This is a genomic window from Psychromonas sp. SP041 (genome assembly GCF_000470315.2).
GTDB lineage: Bacteria > Pseudomonadota > Gammaproteobacteria > Enterobacterales > Psychromonadaceae > Psychromonas.
On the sequence record NZ_CBRF02000005.1, the window covers coordinates 102,347 to 123,222 of the forward strand.

20 protein-coding genes and 1 pseudogene are annotated in these 20,876 nt (G+C 37.2%); 7 read left to right on the plus strand and 14 right to left on the minus strand.

What is annotated here, in order from left to right:
• Position 1 precedes the first annotated feature (1 nt).
• On the minus strand, positions 2-1,048 hold the full coding sequence (locus SP041_RS04330) for a succinylglutamate desuccinylase/aspartoacylase family protein (protein WP_137297432.1): 1,047 nt from the start codon (positions 1,046-1,048) through the stop codon (positions 2-4).
• Between the two features lie 4 nt (positions 1,049-1,052).
• Positions 1,053-1,958 carry a 30S ribosomal protein S6--L-glutamate ligase gene (rimK, locus tag SP041_RS04335; RefSeq protein ID WP_137297433.1) on the minus strand — a complete coding sequence of 302 codons (906 nt, stop codon included), beginning with the start codon at positions 1,956-1,958 and terminating at the stop codon, positions 1,053-1,055.
• A 248-nt stretch (positions 1,959-2,206) separates the two neighbouring features.
• Here rimK and SP041_RS04340 point away from each other — a divergent pair, with 248 nt between their 5' ends.
• Positions 2,207-3,055: a LysR family transcriptional regulator gene (locus tag SP041_RS04340; protein ID WP_137297434.1), complete on the plus strand. Its 849-nt coding sequence runs from the start codon at positions 2,207-2,209 to the stop codon at positions 3,053-3,055.
• A gap of 113 nt (positions 3,056-3,168) precedes the next feature.
• On the opposite strand, the gene SP041_RS04345 is transcribed toward SP041_RS04340, so the two are convergent.
• The 4 genes from SP041_RS04345 to SP041_RS04360 form a co-directional block, all read right to left on the minus strand.
• Complete coding sequence (locus tag SP041_RS04345) at positions 3,169-4,515, minus strand: magnesium transporter (RefSeq protein WP_137297435.1); 1,347 nt, start codon at positions 4,513-4,515, stop codon at positions 3,169-3,171.
• Positions 4,516-4,662: 147 nt separating this feature from the next.
• On the minus strand, positions 4,663-5,523 hold the full coding sequence (locus SP041_RS04350; protein ID WP_137297436.1) for a mechanosensitive ion channel family protein: 861 nt from the start codon (positions 5,521-5,523) through the stop codon (positions 4,663-4,665).
• A 388-nt stretch (positions 5,524-5,911) separates the two neighbouring features.
• On the minus strand, positions 5,912-6,769 hold the full coding sequence (locus SP041_RS04355; protein WP_025565384.1) for a mechanosensitive ion channel domain-containing protein: 858 nt from the start codon (positions 6,767-6,769) through the stop codon (positions 5,912-5,914).
• Between the two features lie 286 nt (positions 6,770-7,055).
• A complete protein-coding gene (locus SP041_RS04360; protein ID WP_025565385.1) occupies positions 7,056-8,111 on the minus strand; it encodes a CNNM domain-containing protein in 1,056 nt (351 codons plus the stop codon).
• A gap of 195 nt (positions 8,112-8,306) precedes the next feature.
• Between SP041_RS04360 and SP041_RS04365 the strand changes: the two genes are divergently transcribed.
• Together SP041_RS04365 and SP041_RS04370 are read left to right on the plus strand one after the other, a co-directional pair.
• A complete protein-coding gene (locus SP041_RS04365; protein ID WP_025565386.1) occupies positions 8,307-9,275 on the plus strand; it encodes a magnesium transporter CorA family protein in 969 nt (322 codons plus the stop codon).
• 290 nt (positions 9,276-9,565) lie between these two features.
• Positions 9,566-10,420, plus strand: coding sequence for a universal stress protein (locus SP041_RS04370; protein ID WP_025565387.1), 855 nt, complete (start codon positions 9,566-9,568; stop codon positions 10,418-10,420).
• A gap of 124 nt (positions 10,421-10,544) precedes the next feature.
• Here the strand turns inward: SP041_RS04370 and SP041_RS04375 are convergent, their stop codons facing one another.
• Entirely contained in the window at positions 10,545-11,162 is a 618-nt protein-coding gene (locus tag SP041_RS04375) for a LysE family translocator (RefSeq protein ID WP_025565388.1), read from the minus strand.
• Positions 11,163-11,169: 7 nt separating this feature from the next.
• Positions 11,170-11,502 carry a hypothetical protein gene (locus SP041_RS04380; protein ID WP_025565389.1) on the minus strand — a complete coding sequence of 111 codons (333 nt, stop codon included), beginning with the start codon at positions 11,500-11,502 and terminating at the stop codon, positions 11,170-11,172.
• A 540-nt stretch (positions 11,503-12,042) separates the two neighbouring features.
• On the opposite strand from SP041_RS04380, the gene kduD reads away from it, so the two are divergent.
• The 3 genes and pseudogenes from kduD to SP041_RS04395 all read left to right on the plus strand — a co-directional run bounded on the left by kduD (position 12,043) and on the right by SP041_RS04395 (position 13,686).
• Complete coding sequence (gene kduD / locus SP041_RS04385) at positions 12,043-12,804, plus strand: 2-dehydro-3-deoxy-D-gluconate 5-dehydrogenase KduD (protein WP_025565390.1); 762 nt, start codon at positions 12,043-12,045, stop codon at positions 12,802-12,804.
• A 95-nt stretch (positions 12,805-12,899) separates the two neighbouring features.
• Positions 12,900-13,058: a YgjV family protein gene (locus tag SP041_RS04390; protein WP_081695414.1), complete on the plus strand. Its 159-nt coding sequence runs from the start codon at positions 12,900-12,902 to the stop codon at positions 13,056-13,058.
• A gap of 199 nt (positions 13,059-13,257) precedes the next feature.
• A pseudogene (locus SP041_RS04395) lies at positions 13,258-13,686 on the plus strand (YgjV family protein).
• A 42-nt stretch (positions 13,687-13,728) separates the two neighbouring features.
• Here the strand turns inward: SP041_RS04395 and SP041_RS04400 are convergent.
• The 5 genes from SP041_RS04400 to SP041_RS04420 form a co-directional block, all read right to left on the minus strand.
• Complete coding sequence (locus tag SP041_RS04400; RefSeq protein ID WP_025565357.1) at positions 13,729-14,652, minus strand: ABC transporter substrate-binding protein; 924 nt, start codon at positions 14,650-14,652, stop codon at positions 13,729-13,731.
• Positions 14,653-14,728: 76 nt separating this feature from the next.
• Positions 14,729-15,763 carry an iron ABC transporter permease gene (locus SP041_RS04405; protein ID WP_137297437.1) on the minus strand — a complete coding sequence of 345 codons (1,035 nt, stop codon included), beginning with the start codon at positions 15,761-15,763 and terminating at the stop codon, positions 14,729-14,731.
• Positions 15,763-16,761 (minus strand): iron ABC transporter permease, encoded by a 999-nt coding sequence (locus SP041_RS04410; protein ID WP_025565359.1) that lies wholly within the window; start codon positions 16,759-16,761, stop codon positions 15,763-15,765. The genes SP041_RS04405 and SP041_RS04410 overlap by 1 nt, the downstream gene beginning before the upstream one ends.
• Positions 16,758-17,621: an ABC transporter ATP-binding protein gene (locus tag SP041_RS04415; RefSeq protein ID WP_025565360.1), complete on the minus strand. Its 864-nt coding sequence runs from the start codon at positions 17,619-17,621 to the stop codon at positions 16,758-16,760. The genes SP041_RS04410 and SP041_RS04415 overlap by 4 nt, the downstream gene beginning before the upstream one ends.
• A gap of 25 nt (positions 17,622-17,646) precedes the next feature.
• Positions 17,647-18,405 (minus strand): siderophore ferric iron reductase, encoded by a 759-nt coding sequence (locus SP041_RS04420; protein WP_025565362.1) that lies wholly within the window; start codon positions 18,403-18,405, stop codon positions 17,647-17,649.
• A gap of 492 nt (positions 18,406-18,897) precedes the next feature.
• Here SP041_RS04420 and SP041_RS04425 point away from each other — a divergent pair, with 492 nt between their 5' ends.
• Positions 18,898-19,788 carry an EamA family transporter gene (locus SP041_RS04425; RefSeq protein WP_025565363.1) on the plus strand — a complete coding sequence of 297 codons (891 nt, stop codon included), beginning with the start codon at positions 18,898-18,900 and terminating at the stop codon, positions 19,786-19,788.
• 219 nt (positions 19,789-20,007) lie between these two features.
• On the opposite strand, the gene SP041_RS04430 is transcribed toward SP041_RS04425, so the two are convergent.
• Positions 20,008-20,841: a helix-turn-helix domain-containing protein gene (locus SP041_RS04430; RefSeq protein ID WP_025565364.1), complete on the minus strand. Its 834-nt coding sequence runs from the start codon at positions 20,839-20,841 to the stop codon at positions 20,008-20,010.
• Between the last annotated feature and the right edge of the window lie 35 nt (positions 20,842-20,876).

Consider the following 20,876-nt stretch of genomic DNA (forward strand, 5'->3'; position numbering starts at 1 on the left):
ATTACTTGCCTCCAATTATATGCTGAGGGTTATGTGCATCTTCTGGGCGCAAGAAATCTTGCACCGACTCAATGTGTTCATACACAGCTTCATCATCTTCTTTAAAGTAGGCAATATGGAACATTGCTTCACCTTCTTGTACTAAAGGTATGTTTTGCTGACCGATTAAAATCCCCGATCTAGTTGCTTTAACAACCCCTAAGATCTCACCATAAGGACTGCCGATCTCCGCAAGTTTATCGCCAGTCGTTACACGGTCACCTAACTCCACTAAATGCTTTACAACACCGCTTGCATTAGCACGTAACCAACCGCTGCTATTAGCAATATACGGTTCTTTTAATTTTCGTTTCGAGGTCACTTTACGCATCATATTGAGATGACGTAAAACATTTTCTATCCCTTTAATACCCGCATGGATAGAGAAATCATCAAAACGTAACGCTTCACCTGCTTCGTACAACAAGACTTTAGTGCCATTATCTACAGCGGATTCACGTAAAGAACCGTCCACTACATTTGAGTGTAAAATCACAGGCACCGCAAAGACTTGTGCTAGCTCTTTGGTTTCTGCGTCATTCATATCACCGCGAATTTGAGGCAAGTTAGAACGATGAATTGCACCGGTATGTAAATCAATGCCGTAATCACAATGCTTAACAATTTGCGTTAAGAATATATGGGCAACTCGCGCCGCTAATGATCCTTTTGCCGAGCCAGGAAAGCAGCGATTTAAATCACGACGATCTGGCATATAACGACTTTGATTCACTACACCGTAAACATTGACCATTGGCACCGCGATCACGGTACCTCGAATAATTTTAAAGTTAGGTTTATTAATTAAACGTCTAATAATTTCAATGCCGTTTAATTCATCACCGTGTACTGCTGCGCTAATAAAAATGGTTGGACCATCTTTGGTGCCGCGAATAATTTGTACCGGTAATGAAACATCTGCATCGGTATATAACTTTGCTACAGGCAGTTCAATTTTACATTGAGTGCCTGGTAAAATGTCAAAATCGCCTATGCGTAATGCTTTCATCTATTTATCCTTTACCACGAGTTTTATTAGTAATTGTTTTTGGTCTTTTCTCAATAAAATCAAATACCATTCCAGCAATGTCCATACCTGTTGCTTTCTCAATACCTTCAAGGCCTGGTGATGAATTTACTTCCATGACCATTGGACCATTTTCCGAACGTAACAAGTCAACACCACAGAAATTTAAGCCCATGATTTTAGCTGCATTAACCGCTGTTTCGCGCTCTTCTTTTGTTAATTTAACCACAACAGCTGAACCACCACGGTGTAAATTAGAACGGAATTCACCTTCTGCACCTTGACGTTTCATTGCAGCAACAACACGACCACCGATCACTAAACAACGGATATCTGCACCGCCAGCTTCTTTGATGAACTCTTGTACTAAAATATTTGCTTTCAAACCCATGAATGCTTCAATGATACTTTCAGCGGCTTTAGCGGTGTCAGCTAGTACTACGCCAATGCCTTGCGTGCCTTCAAGTAACTTGATAACAACCGGTGCGCCACCGACATTTTTAATTAAATCTTTAATGTTATCTGGTTTGTTTGCAAAACCAGTACGCGGCATGCCAATGCCTTTTCTAGACAATAATTGCATTGAACGTAACTTGTCACGTGAACGGCTAATCGCCACTGATTCATTGATATTAAAAGTGCCCATCATTTCAAATTGACGCGCTACCGCTGTACCATAGAAAGTCACTGACGCACCAATACGTGGAATAATCGCATCGTATTGTGGTAATTCTTCACCGTGGTAACGGACAGTAGGGCGGCTACTTGTGATGTCCATATAACAATGTAATGTATCAATAATGTCGACTTCATGACCTTGTGCTTCGCCCGCTTCTTTTAAACGACGAGTAGAATATAGCTTCGGGTTTCTAGATAAGATTGCAATTTTCATCAATATAATTCCTGTGTATGTATCACTAATATGGGGCGATGAAAGCCATCAAGGCAACTATCGCAAATACCGAGCAACCTGAGTTTAATAAAGATCTGTGCGATAAAGCACAGCCGCTATATTCACTTTTTAAGGTGTCTTTAATCCGAACTCAAATTAAGTGCGTGGAGTGTATAAACAAAACGATATATAATAAAATTAATTGTTTTGTGGTCTTTGATTAAAATTTTTGATTAGTGGGTAAGTGCATGAAAATAGAGTTATTAAAAACCTTTTTAGAAGTAAGCCGTTCATTACATTTTCGTATTGCTTCAGAAAATCTATTTATAACTCAATCAGCAGTAAGCGCGCGTATTAAATTGTTGGAAGAAGACTTAGGTGTATTATTATTTGACCGCAGTAAAAAACACTTAAAGCTAACGCCAGAAGGGCATCGCTTGATTAAGCATGCTAATGAATTAATCTTTATGTGGCAAAAAACTAAACAAGATGTTGGTATAACCGCACAACATTCAATGCAATTAGTAGTGGGTGCAAAAAGCACCATTTGGGATATTGTCCTGCAAAACTGGTTACATAAAATCCATCTTAATATCGAAGATGTTAGCTTATTAACCAGTACTTATAGTGCATCTGAACTAAGAAAAAGTTTGTTAAACCGCGTTATTGATATCGCTTTTTTGTTTGATCCGACTTTTGTTGGTGAAATTGTGTCAGAAAAAGTCGCCACCGTCCCTTTACACCTTGTTACGACTAACCCAGATCATGTTGATAGTTCTGCTGCATTAACGGACTTTATTATGGTGGATTATGGGGAATCGATTACTGCACAGTATTTGAGAGAGTTTCAAGATGCACCTGAAGCTAAACACTTTATGAGCCAGCCTAGAATTGCGCTTAATTTTATCTTAGATGCTGGTGGCGCTGCATATTTACCACGACAAATCACCTTTGAATACCTTAAAAATAATCAGCTCTTTCTGGTTGATGAAGCGCCTGTGTTTAAGCGTGAAATCTATGCAAGTTACCTTGCGAAGAATCAGAAAATAGAGATGATTGAACAAGTTTTACAGTTGTTTCCACATGTAAGAACTTAGCCTATAACAGCCCTAATATGAGTCTCTTTTATAACACTTAATTTAAATAATTAAGCGTTATGTGAGGTTATATTAGGGCTTCTCACATTCTTTAAAGGCTGTTTATCGCTTTTCTATAGCAGCAATAAGCTACCTAATCCTAAGAACACAATAAACCCAAAAATATCCGTGACAGTGGTTAACACCACAGAGCCAGATAAAGCAGGGTCAATATTAAATTTACTTAACATCCAAGGTACCCATACCCCAGAGAGTGAAGCGATCAGGATATTACCTAAAATAGAAATAAAGATAGTGAGTGATAGTAATGGATTATCAAACCAGACAAAGGTGATAGCGCCAATGACAATCGCCCACAACACTCCATTGATGGCACCCACCTTCAGCTCTTTGGCAATAATGTTTTTCTTGTTGGCATCATTGATTTGGCCTAATGCTAACCCTCGGATAATCAGCGTAATCGTTTGGCTACCTGATATCCCGCCCATCGATGCAACCACTGGCATCAATACGGCTAACGCTACTACTTGTTGAATGGTTGCTTCAAATAAACCAATGAACCATGAAGCTAAAAAGGCGGTCACTAAGTTAATGCCTAACCAAACGGCACGGTTTTTAGAGCTTTGCCATACATTACCAAATAGATCTTCTTCTTCCACTAAACCCGCTGCTTGAATCAATTGTGTTTCAGCGATTTGTTCTCTGTAACGATAGGCTGTCGGTAAGTCTAAACGACCTGTTAAGCAACGGTTTTCATCAATAACCGGTAATGCAGAAGTATCTGAATCAATTAACTTATCCGATGCGATCGCAATATCATCATTACTAGAAATATATTCAATATCAGTGTTAATGAAGCTTTTATATTCTTCTTCATTCTCTGCTTTAAAGATGGCATTAAGTGCTATTTCGCCGATTAGAACGGCATTATCGTCGACAATATAAATAACATCAGTAAAGGTCGGTAAGTTTTTGCTACATACCTTTTTGACGGCTGAAAGTTTCAACTGTTGTGGAATTTGAACTTCCGTAAAATTTTGCCAATGACCCACTTCATCTAATGCATAATCACATGATTTTTTATAAAGACTGCGCTGCTTCGCTGTCATTTTACTAACAGCGTAATCGATAAATCGATCATTTAAACTTTCAGATAGTTCTAATAAATCAACCGCATCTAATTTGGTTAAAAGCGGGAAGCAAAGCTCATCATCACAAGCATCTAATAGTAATTCCCTCGACTCAGGTTTCATTTCAATAAACACGTTTTGTTGTGTTTCATCACTGAAAGAAAGCCATATCTCTATTCTGAGTTTAATAGGAAATGATTCTAATAAAAGAGCTATCTGTTCGTCGGATAATTCTTGCTCGACTTCAACGATGACTCCTTTAATATCCGTTTCATTTTCAAAATTGTTATTAATTTTTTCAATATAATCGGGTAGTAATTCTAATGACATAAACCCTCCTTTTTATTGTTTTAAGCTGTAAATTAGGCTATCGATTGAAACTATAAAGCAGCCATTTGTATTTATTTTAAATATTCTGTTGGTTTTATTACGCTGTCTTAATGACTTTGTTCTATTGCTGTTTTAAACATTTTTACATTAACCGTTCTGCTTTATCAGTTGCTGTTGTTCAAACCACAGCCTCATAAAATCACCCGTTAAACATTGCTCAATTTCTAATGCACGCTCAGTGGGACAGAAAATAGTAAATATGAGTTGTGTATCACCAATGTCAGAAGTAGCAACCTGTATGTGCGGCTCTGGGCCTGCAATATGAACATCTAAGCGATTTTCAATTAGTTGGTTATAACGTATTGCTACTTCATTAAAGTCAGCGCAATAACCGTGTGCTTTTTCATATAATTCATCTAAAAAGATAAACGGATTAACACTGCCATCTCGTGTGATAGTGAAGTGGTGCATCGCATAACGTTTTAAGAAGTTTAAGTTTTTAATCGACGACGTAATCAACTTACTGTTAGGCACGTAAAGCGTTTTACCTGTGTATTCATAGGAATCAATATTCACTTCTAATAAGGTTAATTTAGCCCAATCAATTGAATGCACTTCACCATAATAATCACCGACTTGTATCCAATCCCCAATACGGAAAGGGCGGCTGGAAACTATATATAAAAAGCCGATAAAACATTGAATAAATTCTCTCGTCGCAATCACAATCGCCACTACAAAAGCGGCAATGGAGATGGCAAATTCATGGAATTCATCAGCCCAAATATTAAAAATGCCAATAAAAATCAGGATAGTAATAGTGTTATTTACAATGTTGATTTTTAAGCGTTTATTGGATTTCCCTTTTTGTTGCAGTAACTTTAAAATATAAATTTTACTGCCCATTAATACTAAAATAAGGGCGATAGTTAAAACACTATTACTGTGGATAAGCGCTTGAAAAAAGGCGTTAGTGGTTAAATCGATTGATGATATTTTTTCAAACATAATGGGGTATCCGCTTAATTTTTTCTGTTATTTTTTATCTAGTGACTGTTAATTTAACTCGCCACTTTTATCTAGCTGTTTTTATTTTGCTAATTTTAACAACAACTTACTTTATTACTACCTGTACTTAACCATATCGTTAAATGAGGCTTAATTAATAAGGCAATTTGGGTCAATTAAATCGAGCGTATTAATACCAATCTAAGTCATTATCTAGTCATTTATGCTTGTTAAAATGAATGCTAGCTTCGTTGTTGATTTTGTAATGAGAATACTAGTTACTGCAATCAACGCCTTGCTACCATCCATTTTCACTAACGCCTAAATAGACCATTTATTTATCCAGATTGGTATAACTCAAATTTGCTTATTGTTAATTATTTTTTATTTATTTATTGAGTGTCAGTGAACCATCGATGTGAATATCTCTTTGCGGGTAAGCAACAATAATATCGTTCTCTTCAAATAGTTCTTCAAGGCGAAAACGAATGTTACTACGCATCACTCTTAAGCCACCTTCAGCACTAGAGTCTAACCAAAAAGTGACTTCGAACATTAATGCATTATCACCAAAGTCTTCAAAAGTAACGACAGGAGCAGGACTTTCTACTATTCTTTTCTGATCTGTTGTTGCTTGCATAATAAGCTCTGCTACTTTTTTAACGGGTGAGCCATAAGCAACACCAACAGTGACTGATGTCCTGACTAAACTATCAATTAATGTCCAATTGACGACAGTATTTTCTAATAATTTACTATTAGGAATCAATAAATGAACACCATCGACACGACGTATACGTGTTGAACGTGTATTAATTTCTTCAACGACACCTTTTGCAGATTCGACTTCTAAAAAATCTCCAATGCGTATTGGACGTTCCCACATTAAAATCCAGCCACTGATGAAGTTGTTAATAATGTTTTGCGCACCAAAACCCACACCAATAGCTATTGCACCTGATAAAAAGGCAAATGCAGTAATCGGTACGTTAATCAGTTCTAATGTTGTTACTAATAGAATCGCCATTGCTATTACATAAAACACGCGTAGTAATAAATGAATGACATTAGGATCGACTCTTTTAGAAATTAAACGTTTAGTGATTAATTTAGCCACCCATCGCGTTAAGAGAATACCTATCAATATAACGGTAGGGATGAGTAAAATATGGGACAAGGTAATCGCTTGGCCTGAGATGGTAATGAGTTTGTAAGATAGTATTTCGTTAATTTGTGATAAGTCCATGTAATGTCCCTTTAAGCTCTTTTTATTCGCCAACCAGTTAATTGTATTAGATTGCGGAAGTCTTTTGTTATTTTTAGAACATTGAGTAGTGCTTTAAAGTTTGCCATCTCATTGTTACTGATACGAATATTGGTATTGGTATTGGTATTGGTATTGGTCTGGTATTGCTATGTTAGCTTATAAGTCGTTAATCTCTGTTTTTATTGGTGCGAGGTGTTAACTCAAAACGTAATAGACATGTGATTGGTTGTTACACATGACTATTTATTCATATCAATAACGCGAGTTAGGCTTTTATCGCCGATATTATATTGTTCTGTAATACTTGTGGTTGGATACCTTTTAATAATAGGCCAAATATATCTGCACCGGTGATGATGCGTTTATTTTCACCCCAAATAAGTAAGACGTCTCGCTCTATTGCGCCATCAAAGCTTTTGTCTACCGACTCACCCATTTTCATTCTAATTATGGCATCGTTTAACATGGTTGATTCATCGGTAATAATGGTCGGACGATGGCAATGTTTATACGGGTCAAAGTTTTCAGTGTCAAAAAATACATCGCGTAAAAAACTATCTGAATCAACCACTACTAATGGGTCACCTTCTAAGTTGGTTAACACAACCCAACGATGTCCTGATTTATTCATTAGTTTTAAAAACTCATTATTAGGTGCTGATGTGATGTCAGGAATAATAGGTAAATCGAGTTTGGTTGGTAGTGCGATAATAGAGAAAGGATCAATGACCTCTCCCTCTTCAATCACTGATATTTTATCAAGCTTGAAGAAGTTTAAAGCGCCAATGCCTTCTACATGATTAATGTCTGTTTCTTCTGCTTCAATATGTTTACGGATAATACTGCTGAGCTCGCTTTCAGCTAAATAGGTAATGCCTTCTTTACCTAACCAAGCGTCTAATATCAATGCGGTAGGTTTTGCTACTGGATAGAATATCACTTGATAAAAACGTATCACGGGAGATAGGAAAGCACCCATCTTTAATGCGTTTCTAGAAAAGTAAGCTTGCGGCGTAATTTCACCAATAATGGTAATAGCAATCGTCGAAAAGAGGAAAGAGCTAATGCCTGCTAACGCAGAATCTGACAATAAAGTTAGCAAAACGTTGATACCAACATTTCCCCACAAAATAGTGGTTAATAAAAAGTTAGAATCATTACGCAGTCTTAATACTTTTTTAGCTTCTATATTGCCTTTGGTAGATTCTACTTCAAGCTGTAATCTGCTCAGTGAAAATAAGGCTATATTTAAACCTGAAAAAATAGCTGATTGTGAAATACACAATACAATGGCTATCCAAATAATAATATCTACCGACATATTTCACCGAATTAATGTTATAAAATTGGAATAAAGTCTATAACCTTTATTGAAGCAAAGGAATTTATATTTATCGCTACTTAAGGGTTATTACAAAGAGTATGAAAAAGACAATTAAAAGGTGACTAAAAGCCAAAGCTAGATCACTATACGCCGAGTGTTAAGCGCTATTTTAATCATAGAAAGAGAAAAATTATGATCAGATGTATGTTATTAAAATCAGATAAGTCATGTACTTATGGTGATGAGTCTTTAATTGAAATATGGAAGCAAAATCCAAGTGATTCATTATGGGTCGATTTTGATTCTCATGATCAAACTGAAGAACGCGTCTTATTGAAAAGTTTGGGTTGTCATTCTTTGGCAATAAGTGATGCGCAACGAGATCGCCATCCTCCAAAAATTGAATTATTTGATGAATATATTTTCATGCTTTATCGCGGGATCTACCATCCAGGTGATGACTTAGTCTTTGATCATTTACAAATTGGTATGTTTGTTGGTACGAATATCGTGATTACGACACATGCTAAAAAGTCGATTTCTATTGATAAGTTATTTAGTGATGAAGGTGAAAAATATTTAGTCAAAAGCCCTATCACATTAGCCTTAAGAATATTCCATTATAGCTGTGGTATTTATCTGCAAAAGCTTTTTGAATTTGAAGAAAAGTTAGAATCAATCGAAGATAAATTTCAAATGGGCGGTGATGATAAAATGATGCAAGAAATTACCTTGTATCGTTCACGTTTAACCAAGTTAAAACGGACATTTAATTACCACAGTAATATTGGCAGCGAGTTGAAGATTCTAGTCACAGATGAAACGCCTATGATTAACCAAGCGGATCTTCATACTGTAACTGATGTGCATGAACGTATTGAGCGCTTATTGAGTTTGTCACAGATGCATTATGATATTTGTAGTGACTTGGTCAACGGTTACCTTTCTGTCGCTTCTCATCAACTAAATGCAACGATGCGCGTGTTGACGGTGATCACTGCGATCTTCATTCCATTGGGCTTTTTAGCGGGTCTTTACGGCATGAACTTCGAGTATATTCCTGAGTTAAAAGTTGCTAATGGCTATTATTATCTATTGAGCTTTATGGGCTTAATTTCAATAAGCTTAGTGATGTTATTTAAGAAAAAACGCTGGCTGTAAGCTTATCGTTCGTTAGCGTTAGTTAAATATGTTTAGATTTTATTCGCTATGTCGTGAGCATTTTATTCGTTCAATAAAAACATAAAAGTAGGTCGTAATAATCAGCTATCTACTTTTTTATTCTCAAGTCGATTTTTGTATTTTTTCGTATCAATAGCATTTCAATTGTAACCCTATGTCATCCTATAACGAGTTAAATCATTACGTTTGGAGATGAACATAATGCATAAATTGTAATGGTAAGGTCGGTACCATATACTCGATTAACCCTTTTCTATGTGGATTTATATATGATTACAGAACAATTTATTTGGTTCATTGACAGTCGATTTTATTATCAAACAACGTCATTGGATAAAATAGTTCATCTTATCCCGCCTCATCAAAAGTCGATTAAGATCATTATTGATGCAAGTGCGCAGTTAAAAGGACGTGGTTATTGGTATTTATTTAATGACAAACAACTGTTATCTGATGAGTTAATGCAAAAAATTGAGACTAAAAAAGAACAGTTAATTAAATTTTTTACCATGAATGCTATGGATGTCGAAATTACTATCAATTCATCTGCTGATTATCTGAAAGTACTTAATACTGAAGTTAATAATAATCAAAATAGCTTAGTGGTAATTGAAGATAACGTCGTCGAAAAAAGGCACTCTATTTTCCAACGATTAACTGATATCAATGCACCTGTTTTATTGCTTAATAAGCAAGCTTGGAAACACCCATTAAGCGTGATTGGCGCTGTTGACCCTTTGCATGAACATGCAAGAATTACGACGATTGATGAACATATTGCGACTTTAAGTGAAAGTTGGGCTAGACAGTTAAAAGCCAGTTGGTTAGTGGCTCACTGTTATCATGTGACGTCAGTATTGGTTAAATATAAAAGTAAAATATTGTCCATGCATCGTGATGGATTAGCTGACTTTGCTAAGAGGCATCGTATTCCTGCAGGCAAGACTATTTTGTTGGAAGGTGTCCCTGAAGTTGCGTTAACGTCTTATATCAAAAAGAATAGCAGCAATATATTAGTGATGGGCTTAGTGACAAGAAACAAGCTTGAACAGTTTTGGATAGGCAGTACAACGACTGCATTATTAACGGAATTACCTTGCGACATTTTACTCGTTAAAAAATAAAAGAGCCTCAGCGAGTAGCATGACTATGAATATCGTCATTAGTACGGCGATTAATACGCTTATTTATATCATCATTAATACGACCACTACAGATAACGTGAGTGGTCGTGAATCAATAAGCGTTTTATGCGCGACTAGTTAACGCTAATGCGCCAGACGCACCTACCAAAATACCACCACTCACTCGATTGATAATATGCAATTTGGCTTTTCCTGTTGTTAACACCTTGTTTGCTGAAAAGGCATACAGCATGACTAAGGTGAAATCTAATAAGGCCATCGTCGGACACATAATCGCCATTTGTGGAAAGAGTGGTTGGCTGGTATCGATAAATTGAGGGAAGAACGCAGTAAAGAATACAATCGCTTTAGGGTTGCCAGCGGCGACCATAAACCCTGAAATATATAGACGAAGGTTGGACACTTTTTCTAAATCATCTTTTTTATCAACGCTTTTAGCGGGTGCAAGTAACATCTTGATCCCCATGTAAAACAAAGTCGCTGCCCCTAGCCATTTGATAATATCAAAAGCAAATTCAGAGTTTGCGATAACCAAACCTAAACCAATCGACACTAATATCATTTGTATAAAATTAGCGCTGATATCACCGAGTACGGTAAATATTGTTCTTTTTAAACCGTAGTTAATAGAGTGGACAATACCCAGAAAAATACTCGGTCCTGGTGTGGCGGTTAAGACTAAACAAGCAACAACATACGTTAACCAAACTTCAAATTCCATCTTCATTTTATCCTTTTGTTTTACGAGTGACCCTATAAACATCTAATACACTGATGATCCAAACTGCTAGCATGATATAGGTATAAGTATCGAATGTTTGCATATCTGAACTCGTCATTAGTGAGTTTGAAATAGCTGTGACATCTAAAGCAAGATTCCCATGTTGAATTTGCTCTACCATTTGATTGGTTTTAGCCAACATTCCTTGCACTAGCAATAATAAAGGAATTGAAAAGCTAGCAATGAAGGCAAGACCAACAGCGTATTTTTTAAATACAAAATGCCCTAAACCGGGGTAGATTAAAGCCGACACTAGTATTGCTTTTAATGATTTATTCATACTGTCATCCTATCTTATAGCCGTTACCGTTCAAGGTGCAAAACTCAACAAGTGGTGAAGTGAACAGATGCTAGGCTAGAAAGAGGCAGATCTAACGAGTTAAATCGACACTGTCTAACAACGAAGCTGTTTACTTCATAGTTTGCCCTCTTGGGCGTTAGTTTGAAAATCAACTCAGCGTGCAACCTTCGAACATAACTCGTCATTGTCATCATGTTACGCCTTGATTTGGAGTCCAAGCTAATGACTGAACAAAGCACCCTGAACGGTAATGGGTATAATGCTGTCTGTTTCAGAGCGTTAACTGCTTGTATAAGATAGGTATTTTGCGCTCTTATATTAATTAATCAACATAATAGAAGTGATATTTTTGTTGTTAAAACCTATCAATAATCTCTGTTTTTATATTTGGGGAGTTTGATTTCAGTTTTTATACACTGTAATCATAATTATGAAACAGCGTTTCAATTGTAATTGATGGTGTTTGCTTTTTTGTGTATATTGATTTTGATATTTATGCATTCTGAGCGAGGACTTAATATGATTTTAGATTCGTTTCATTTGAAAGATAAAGTGGCCATTGTCACTGGTTGCAATACCGGATTAGGCCAAGCGATGGCCATTGGTTTAGCCGAAGCAGGTTGTAAAGTAGTCGGTGTCAACCGAACACCAGCCATAGAAACTGCTGAACAAATGCATGCTGGTGGTCACTCGTTTATTGATTATCGTGCTGACTTACTTAAGCAAGATGATATTCCTGGCATCATTCAGCAAACTATCGATGCATTTGGTCGTATTGATATTTTAGTGAATAACGCAGGTATTATTCGTCGAGAAGATGCGCTTGATTTTTCTGAGCAAAATTGGGATGACGTGATGAATATTAATAGCAAAACAGCTTTTTTCATGTCGCAAGCAGTAGCGAAGCAATTTATCGAGCAAGGTCAGGGTGGAAAAATTATTAATATTGCTTCAATGCTTTCTTTTCAAGGCGGGATTCGAGTGCCATCTTATACGGCATCAAAAAGTGCCTTAATGGGGATTACTCGCGCAATGGCAAATGAATGGGCTAAGTTTAATATCAACGTTAATGCCATCGCACCGGGTTACATGGAAACAAACAATACGACTGCACTGAGGGAAGATGAAGATCGTAATGCTGCAATATTAGAGCGTATCCCTGCGCAACGTTGGGGATTACCTCGTGATATTGCAGGACCTTGTGTCTTCTTAGCGTCTGATGCGGCTAATTATATTAATGGTTACACGATTGCCGTTGATGGTGGTTGGTTAGCACGTTAGCCACATAGATACTATAGATGGAATAGGTACGATGAATGGAATAGATACGGTTTACTTTCAGCATTCTAATGATAAAACCAATATAAGATAATCAGATGATAGATCAGCAAGTTGTCGCTCAAATACTGGGCTTTTTAAGTTTTGCTTTAGGTATTTATACCTTCTATCAAAAAGACGATAAGAAGTTAAAAATTATCATGGTGGTGTTTAGTCTAAACCACATGATTCATTTTAGATTATACCGATTACATTAAATATGTTATCTAAATTTTGCGCTGGAAAAACAGTTCAATTCAAGGCGTAAATTGAGCCTTTCGAAGATTAACTTCGTTAATCGTCTATCGGAGAATTAACCAAAAGATGTTAATTCTTTAATGGCTGTTCCCTTTACGAAATTTATAACGAGGAAGTGGGCTGTTTTAACAAGTAAAATAGATAAGCTATTTATTGTGATTGGTATTATTAGGCTCTATCGTATCGGCGTTAAGCGCTTTACTCTCTGCGATAAGAACTACAACGTCTATTTATATTTCTTCTAGCAAAGTAGCTGTTTTATTCATTATCTTAGGCTTGTGCAGTGGCTTTTATTTAGCAGATAGCATCTGGGATCTTTGGGCTGTGTTAGGAATGAGTTTTGGCACTTATGCTGTGTTTGTATTAAAAGGTATTAAAAGGTATTAAAAGGTATTAAAAGGTATTCAAATGCGCATTGGTTTTTTATTAGGTGCGATGTGCTGGTTAATCAACAATATACTGGTTGGCTCAATAGGCGGTGCATTATTAGAGGCAACACTTATTACCGTTAATGTTACTACCATTATTCGACTATTACGTGATAACCGCCTCGCTGTTGAACTCAAAGAAAAGGCGGTTGAGCTTTAAATCGTTAATATTGCTCTTTCAAGCTTAGACAAATCACATTGATTATTGGGCGGTAACCTCTGCTAACTCAGGAACCATTTCATCTAATAAGTATTGTATCGAAAGGTAGCTGAAGAATGAGAATGCACCACCGACCACGTCACCAGTAAAGTATTCTTTTTTATTTTTGTAGAAGGGCATACGCGTTCTAAATACTGCAGTACTTGCGTTCTCAATGGTTTCTTTTGAAGCTAACCAAACCACCATATCATTGTTCAAAATATCCAATCGCTCTTCGCTAAACGATGCATAAAAAGCATCACCGGCTATTTGGTCTATTTCACTTGGAATAATAAAACCAAGGTCGATTAAAAATTGCGAGCGAAGATCTTTAGTCGCGTAAGCTCCAGGTTGTTTATTATAATAAAAAGCAACGGCTGCCGTTTTATTATGAAACTCCGGATGTTGTGCTTTTGTCTTCGCTAATTTCTCTTGTAAAGAGGTGACATGTTGCTTTGCTAATGCCGAAAAACCTAGTGCTTTACCAATAATTAAATGGCGAACATGCCAAGGAATTGTCCAATCTTCATATTTTGCTGGTGGCGCAAGCGTGGGAGCAATCGCATTTAACTTTTGGTACTCTTTTTTATTTATTGCTGAAGAAACACCAATAATGAGATCAGGTTTTAAAGCCGCTATTGCTTCGTAATCTAATATTCTTGGTTCGAGTAATATAGGTTTAGCATCGCCTAATTGCGCTTGCGCCCAAGGCCAAACACCATAAGGCTGACTACCATACCAATCACGGATGGCTAATGGTTTTACACCAAAAGATAAAATATCATCGTGGTCTACATGCCCTACGGAAACAATACGTAGCGGTTGGTTATCAACTGTCAACGTACCGTATTTATGTTCTAACACGACCGGGAAAGCGATAGCAGTCACGCTAACCCAAAGACTTAATAAACCGATTATCCATTTCATACTGATGCCTTATTTTGTGATTTATTGGCTGTTCTTTTTAATACTGCTTCATAACAATCTAGGTTGAATCGCCGCTTTATGATGGCTTTCTAATTAATAGATAAGCAAACAATGGCGCACCAATTAATGATGTCACTAATCCTGCGGCTAATTGAGTTGGAGCAAATAGTGTTTTACCAATAATATCCGCTGCTAATACCAAAATGGCACCAACCAATGCCGTTAATAACAAGTGATTAGCTGCTCCACTACGAGTTATTCTACGTGCAAGATGTGGTGCTAATAATCCAATAAAGCCAAGCGGACCAACAACGGCTGTCGCAATCGCGGCGGCACCGACTGATATAGTGAGTTGTAAATACATCACTTTTTTTAAGTTGATCCCTAAACCAATCGCAACTTCATCCCCTAAGCTAATCCCTGACATGGTTCTTGCTTGATAAACCGCAAGGCAAATAAAGACAACAAAGGCTATGGATAGAGTATTTACATCATGCCAACCTGTTGCATGAGTACTACCAGCAAGCCATGATAATGCGGTCATCGCCGATTGTAGATTGCCGTAAGTCAGTAAAGTAGAAATAATTGCACTGATAAAAGCGGCGACACCAATCCCTAATAGAATGAACTTAAGAGGGTGGCCTTTACCACGCAATAATTGAATGATCGCAGCGATCAATACGGCGCCTACAAAGGCTGATATTTCTCGATAGCCATCGATATAAGATGGAAATAAAATCGTTAATATCACGACCGCTAATGCCGCGCCTTGGCTAATACCCACTAAGCTTGGATCGGAGAGGGGATTACGCGTCATATTCTGTAATAGTGCACCGGATAAACCAAATAAAGCACCACTTAATGCGGCTACTAAACTTCTTGGTAAACGAAACTCCCAAATAATAAGTGAAGCTTGCGGATCGTTAAGCCACTGATCTTGTTTTAATAAGCTAAAAAAGCTGTCATGTAATGATAATGAATAACTGCCAGTGCTGGTTGCAAGTGTCATCACGGCTAATAAAAGTAATGACAAAAAAACTGAATATAAAAGTGCAGATTTAACAAAGCGCATCGAGAATCGTTGTTCAAATAAGCGTATGGTTAACGGCATTAACGTACCCTCATTTTAACTAACCATATAAAAATAGGTGCGCCAATCAGGATGGTTATAAGACCTGTTGCGACTTCTTGAGGTTGAATAATCCATCGAGCCAATGTATCGATAAATAATAGATAAATAGCGCCAAGCAAAATACAATAAAGCACTATCCAACGATAATCTGCGCCTACCCAAAAACGTACAACATGTGGAATTACTAAACCAATAAAACCTAATGGCCCTGCTAGTGCGACTGCAACTGAGGTTAGTATTACCACACAAGCTAATAGCTGCCATTTACGGCGACGAATATTAATGCCTAACCCTGTTGCAACTTCTTCTCCCATCGATAAAGCCGTGACGCTCGGAGCAAGCGCAATTGCACCACCTAATCCAATAATAATCCAAGGAAGACACCAATATAAAACGTTAATATCACTGGCTAATAAAGATCCTACTAACCAAGTGCGCATCTCTTGAAAGGTTTGTTCGTCAAGTAAATGATGTATTGCTAATAATGCCGCAGAAAAAGCAGTAAACGCCGAACCCGCTAGAATCAGGTTAAGAGGCGTGGTACCGCCTGGTGCTCTGGAAGCAATGCCCCAAACAATCACTGCGCTGATTAATGCGCCAATAGCGGCAACGAGGGGTAACCAAACTAATGATTCAGCATTAACAAACGTTGACCAATAAACCACCGCCAATGCGCCACCTGTTAACATGCCTAATAAACCAGGATCAGCTAAAGGATTACGGGTAACCCCTTGCATTAACGCGCCGGAAACCGCTAAACATGCACCAACACATATCGCAATAATGGCACGAGGAAGGCGTAACTCTTGGATCACTAAGTGATTAAAATTGTCTTCATCAAAGGCATAAAAAGAGTGTGTTAAGTCAGTCAGTGAAATGGTTTTTGTACCAATCGATAAATGCCATATCAAGGCTAATACCAGTAATACAAGCATCACTATTACGCCAGTAGAGCTTAACCATTGTTGGCGGTTCATATCTCTACCTTATTCGTCTCATTTAATGCTTGGTTTGGCTTTTGTGTTTGTTTTTTCTTTTGAATAGGCACGCAAATCAGTGAATCAGATTCAGCATCTTTAATAACCTTTGAAGATAGGCCAAATACCGCTTTTAAATTGTCTGCATTAAATATTTTTTCAGGTGAGCCTTGAGCATAAATTTTGCCTTCTTTCATCATAATGAGATGGTCGGCATAAGCGGCCGCAAGGTTCAATTCATGTAAAACAATGACGAGGGTTCGATTGTGCTGATGTGCCATGTCACTTAACAGGTCAAGCAAGTCTACTTGTACTTTTAAATCGAGGTAGGTAGTCGGTTCATCTAACAAAATAATATCGGTTTGCTGAGCGAGTACCATCGCAATCCAGCAACGTTGTCTTTGTCCACCTGATAAATCGGCAATAGCACGATCCGCTAAGGCTTCTACATTAGCTTGTTGCATTGCCAGTGTTACTGCATCTTCATCTTCGGTGCTCCATTGCTTTAAAAAGCTTTGGTGTGGATAACGACCTTGCGCCACTAATTCTTTGACTGATAAACCTTCTGGTGCTATCGGTCCTTGTGGTAATAAAGCCATTCTTTTTGCAACCTGTTTGGCAGGCAGTGAATGGATACTTTTATTATCCAGTAACACTTCGCCATCAAGCGGTGACAATACTCGAGCTAAACATTTTAATAATGTTGATTTACCACAACCATTTGAGCCGATTAATATACTAATTTTTCCCTGCTCAATATTAAGATCGACTCCTTTAACAATCGGCGTTGAATAACCTACCACAAGGTTATTCGTGCGTAAGCTAATAGCCGAGGTATTTATGTTTTGTTTTGTTGTCATGTTTAGCTGAGTCTTATAATGGCTGTTATTTATGTGCTTTAGGGCAGGTTGAGCAAAGCTTGCTATTCACTTTATAAGCGAGACAGCAGCTTGTTCGTACGAAGTCGATTGTTTGCCCATCTTTTACTTTTAAAGATTTAAGTAATTTCTCAGGTAACCCCATCGCTTTAATCCATATTTGTGCATGTTTTAATACATCTTGATCGCTAAAATCAGGGACTAGGTTTTTCACTTTAAGTAAATTACCTAATATTAAATCAGCAATAAAACGGCCTGAATAACCCGGTCTACATCGTTGTAATGAATCTAATTGCGTTCGGTAATGTTCAAGTAAAGGAGCTAATTGAGAGGCCGCTAATGGGATTAACTGTTCGGCCTGCCCACTGACTATTTTATCGCTGTGGAATGTAAAGCCGACAATAGCTGCATGCTGACGTTGTTGCTTAAAACGAGTAAAGTCGGGCAATTGTTTTAAGCCATAGATACTTATAAAAGCGATATAAATAGGTTGCCAACAGAGGAGGTGCCAAGTTCTTGCTTTAAAGTATGAATGGCCTGCATCAGGATTACTTTTTTCTAAATCATCAATTAACGCTTGGATAGTTAATTGGTCTTGTTGCTCACCGATAAGCCAATCAATATTCTGCTTTTCTGGTAACTGATTTTGTTGTGTTACCGCAACAGGATCTTCAAGTTTTCCATCTAAATAAGAAATAACATGTCTGCATAAATCAAACATTGGGGTAAGTGCATCATGTTGTAATGTTGAATGATACATAGTCATTAAAGCAGCCTACTTAGATTACATATTATTGGGTTTTATATCGAAGAGTCTTGCCCAAGAAATAAGTAATGATTGTTATTAGTGTTTATCATTGATAATCATTATCGATAATTAATGAGGGAAGATATTATATGACCTGTATTTCTATTGCAATAAAAACGGGGAGTAGCGCTGAATCAATAACGGTAAGCTGATCGAATAGGAGATCATTTTTATAAAAAGTATTAACCATAAAAACCGATGTTATTTATGGGGTACCTTAAATATTAAATAGTTAAGAAGCGCGTTGTAAAAGATGACTTAAAGTGAATATTAATTAAATTAGAAAGGTCGTTATGATATTGCTTTTTTGCATAAGCTTCGCATGATAGTCTCGCTTAAAAGCATATTCCATGAATAGCTTATTTGGGCTTAATTCAAACTAAATACAATTGTTTATTAAGCATTATTGGCTAAGTATACGGAAATCAAATAAATAATATCGGAGACGACATGAATAGAGCTTACATCAGTGCATTACTCACCATTTTAATGTGGTCTTCTTTAGCGGTATTAACCGTGACGATTACACATATCCCATCATTGCTTTCAGTAGGGTTAGTGCTGATTTTCGCCTCAATTCCTGGTTTGAAATATTGGCGTCAATGGAAGTTACCGTGGAAAGTGTGGTTAAGTGCAGTTATTGGTATGTTTGGTTACCACTTTTTATTGTTTGATGCTTTTTCTCGCTCTCCGGCGATGAGCGTTAATATGATTCAATACCTGTGGCCACTATTTATTGTGTTGGGGACGCCATTATTTAGCCAATCTCGTCTTAACTTCGGTCATGTTATTGGCGCTACTTTAGGATTTGGCGGGGTATTGCTGACGCTTGCTCAAGAACCGATCGCCTTTAATGTTGCTGACCTACTTGGTTATGGCGAAGCCTTTATTGCGGCCTTATTATGGGCTTTTTATACATTATCTAATCGTCGTTATACTAAAATGCCAATGTCAGCAGTGGCTGGGTTTTGTTTATTCTCGGGCATTTTAGCGTTAACCAGTTATGCATTAACAGCAGACATTCAAGCGGTGATCCCGTCAGGCAATGACTTATTAGTCATTGGTTTGTTAGGGCTTGGGCCAATGGGGCTAAGCTTCTATACTTGGGATTATGCTATTCGTCACGGTGATACACGGGTGATTGGCGCGCTTGCTTATTTAGCGCCTTTATTGTCGGTTATTTGGATGGCGATATTTATTCCAGAAGTTACCTTAAAGCCTGTTCACCTTGTTACCTTAATCTTAATTATTGGTGGCGCATCACTAGGTCAGTATGTTGAGAAGCGTAAACTAGCTGCTTTATTGGTGGTTAATAGCGGTGAGCCTGCTGTTAAAGGTTAAATAATAGAAAAACAGTAAGATCATTTCATCGCGTTATCGTTTATGCTCGCATAAATTGGTTAGCGCAAATAAATGTCGGGTTTATTTAAGTTGTTATTTATTTTTTATTTAATCTAAAACGCTTAATTGTTTTATAGAAATTGCCTCTAAATAGTTAGGGGTAAACGGAGTGGAAGCACAGCCTTAGTGCACAAAATATAACCAATGCACTTTTATTGATCATAAATATTGTATGCTTTCTAAATAATTTTGATGCTTTACTCGGTTTAAATAATCCAATGGTGTGACATTAACAAGCTTTTTAAACTCTCTCAAAAAATGTGATTGATCGCTAAAACCTAAATCACAAGCTAAGTCAGAAAAAGTGACTTTTTCACGGTGATTAAGTCCATAAACAGCAGACTGACAACGAATAATACGACAAAAAGCTTTGGGAGACATGCCCATATCAGCTCCAAACTGTCGCTGTAAAGTACGCGCACTGTATCCCGTTTTATCTTCTAATTCATTAATACGAACCGACCCCTCACTATCATAAATATTACGTAAGACTTGCGCCGTTAACATTGATGGTTTTCGTTCATTTTGCGTTTCAATAAATTGCCCAAAAACCGCTACTTGTTGAGAGAAATCGGTACTATTAACAATTTCATTAAATAATTGATTTGCTTGAGGAACAACATCTAACAGATCGTAATGACGTCCTATTAATTCAGCGGCAGATAAATCTAAAAAATCTGGCATCACGCCAGATACAAATCGCGCGCCAAAATATCGATGATCCTTATTTAATTCAATGGTTATTGCTTCCAACGGGGTTCCAAAAACAGCTGCATTGGGGTTGCTCCCATCACAATCAAAGAGTATATCGACACAACCATCTGGAATCGCAAAAGTCTGCTCTACGGACGCTTTCGGCTGAAAACTATAGAAATGAGAAATCGATTTGTGATTAGACCCAGATACCGAAAATTTCTCTGCTGCATTCATCACTAACCAAGGTTGTTTAGAGCGAATTCGAGCGAGATGACTAACAAGTGAATTGGTTGACATGTATAAATTCCATTTATTAAAAATGCCTAAGATAT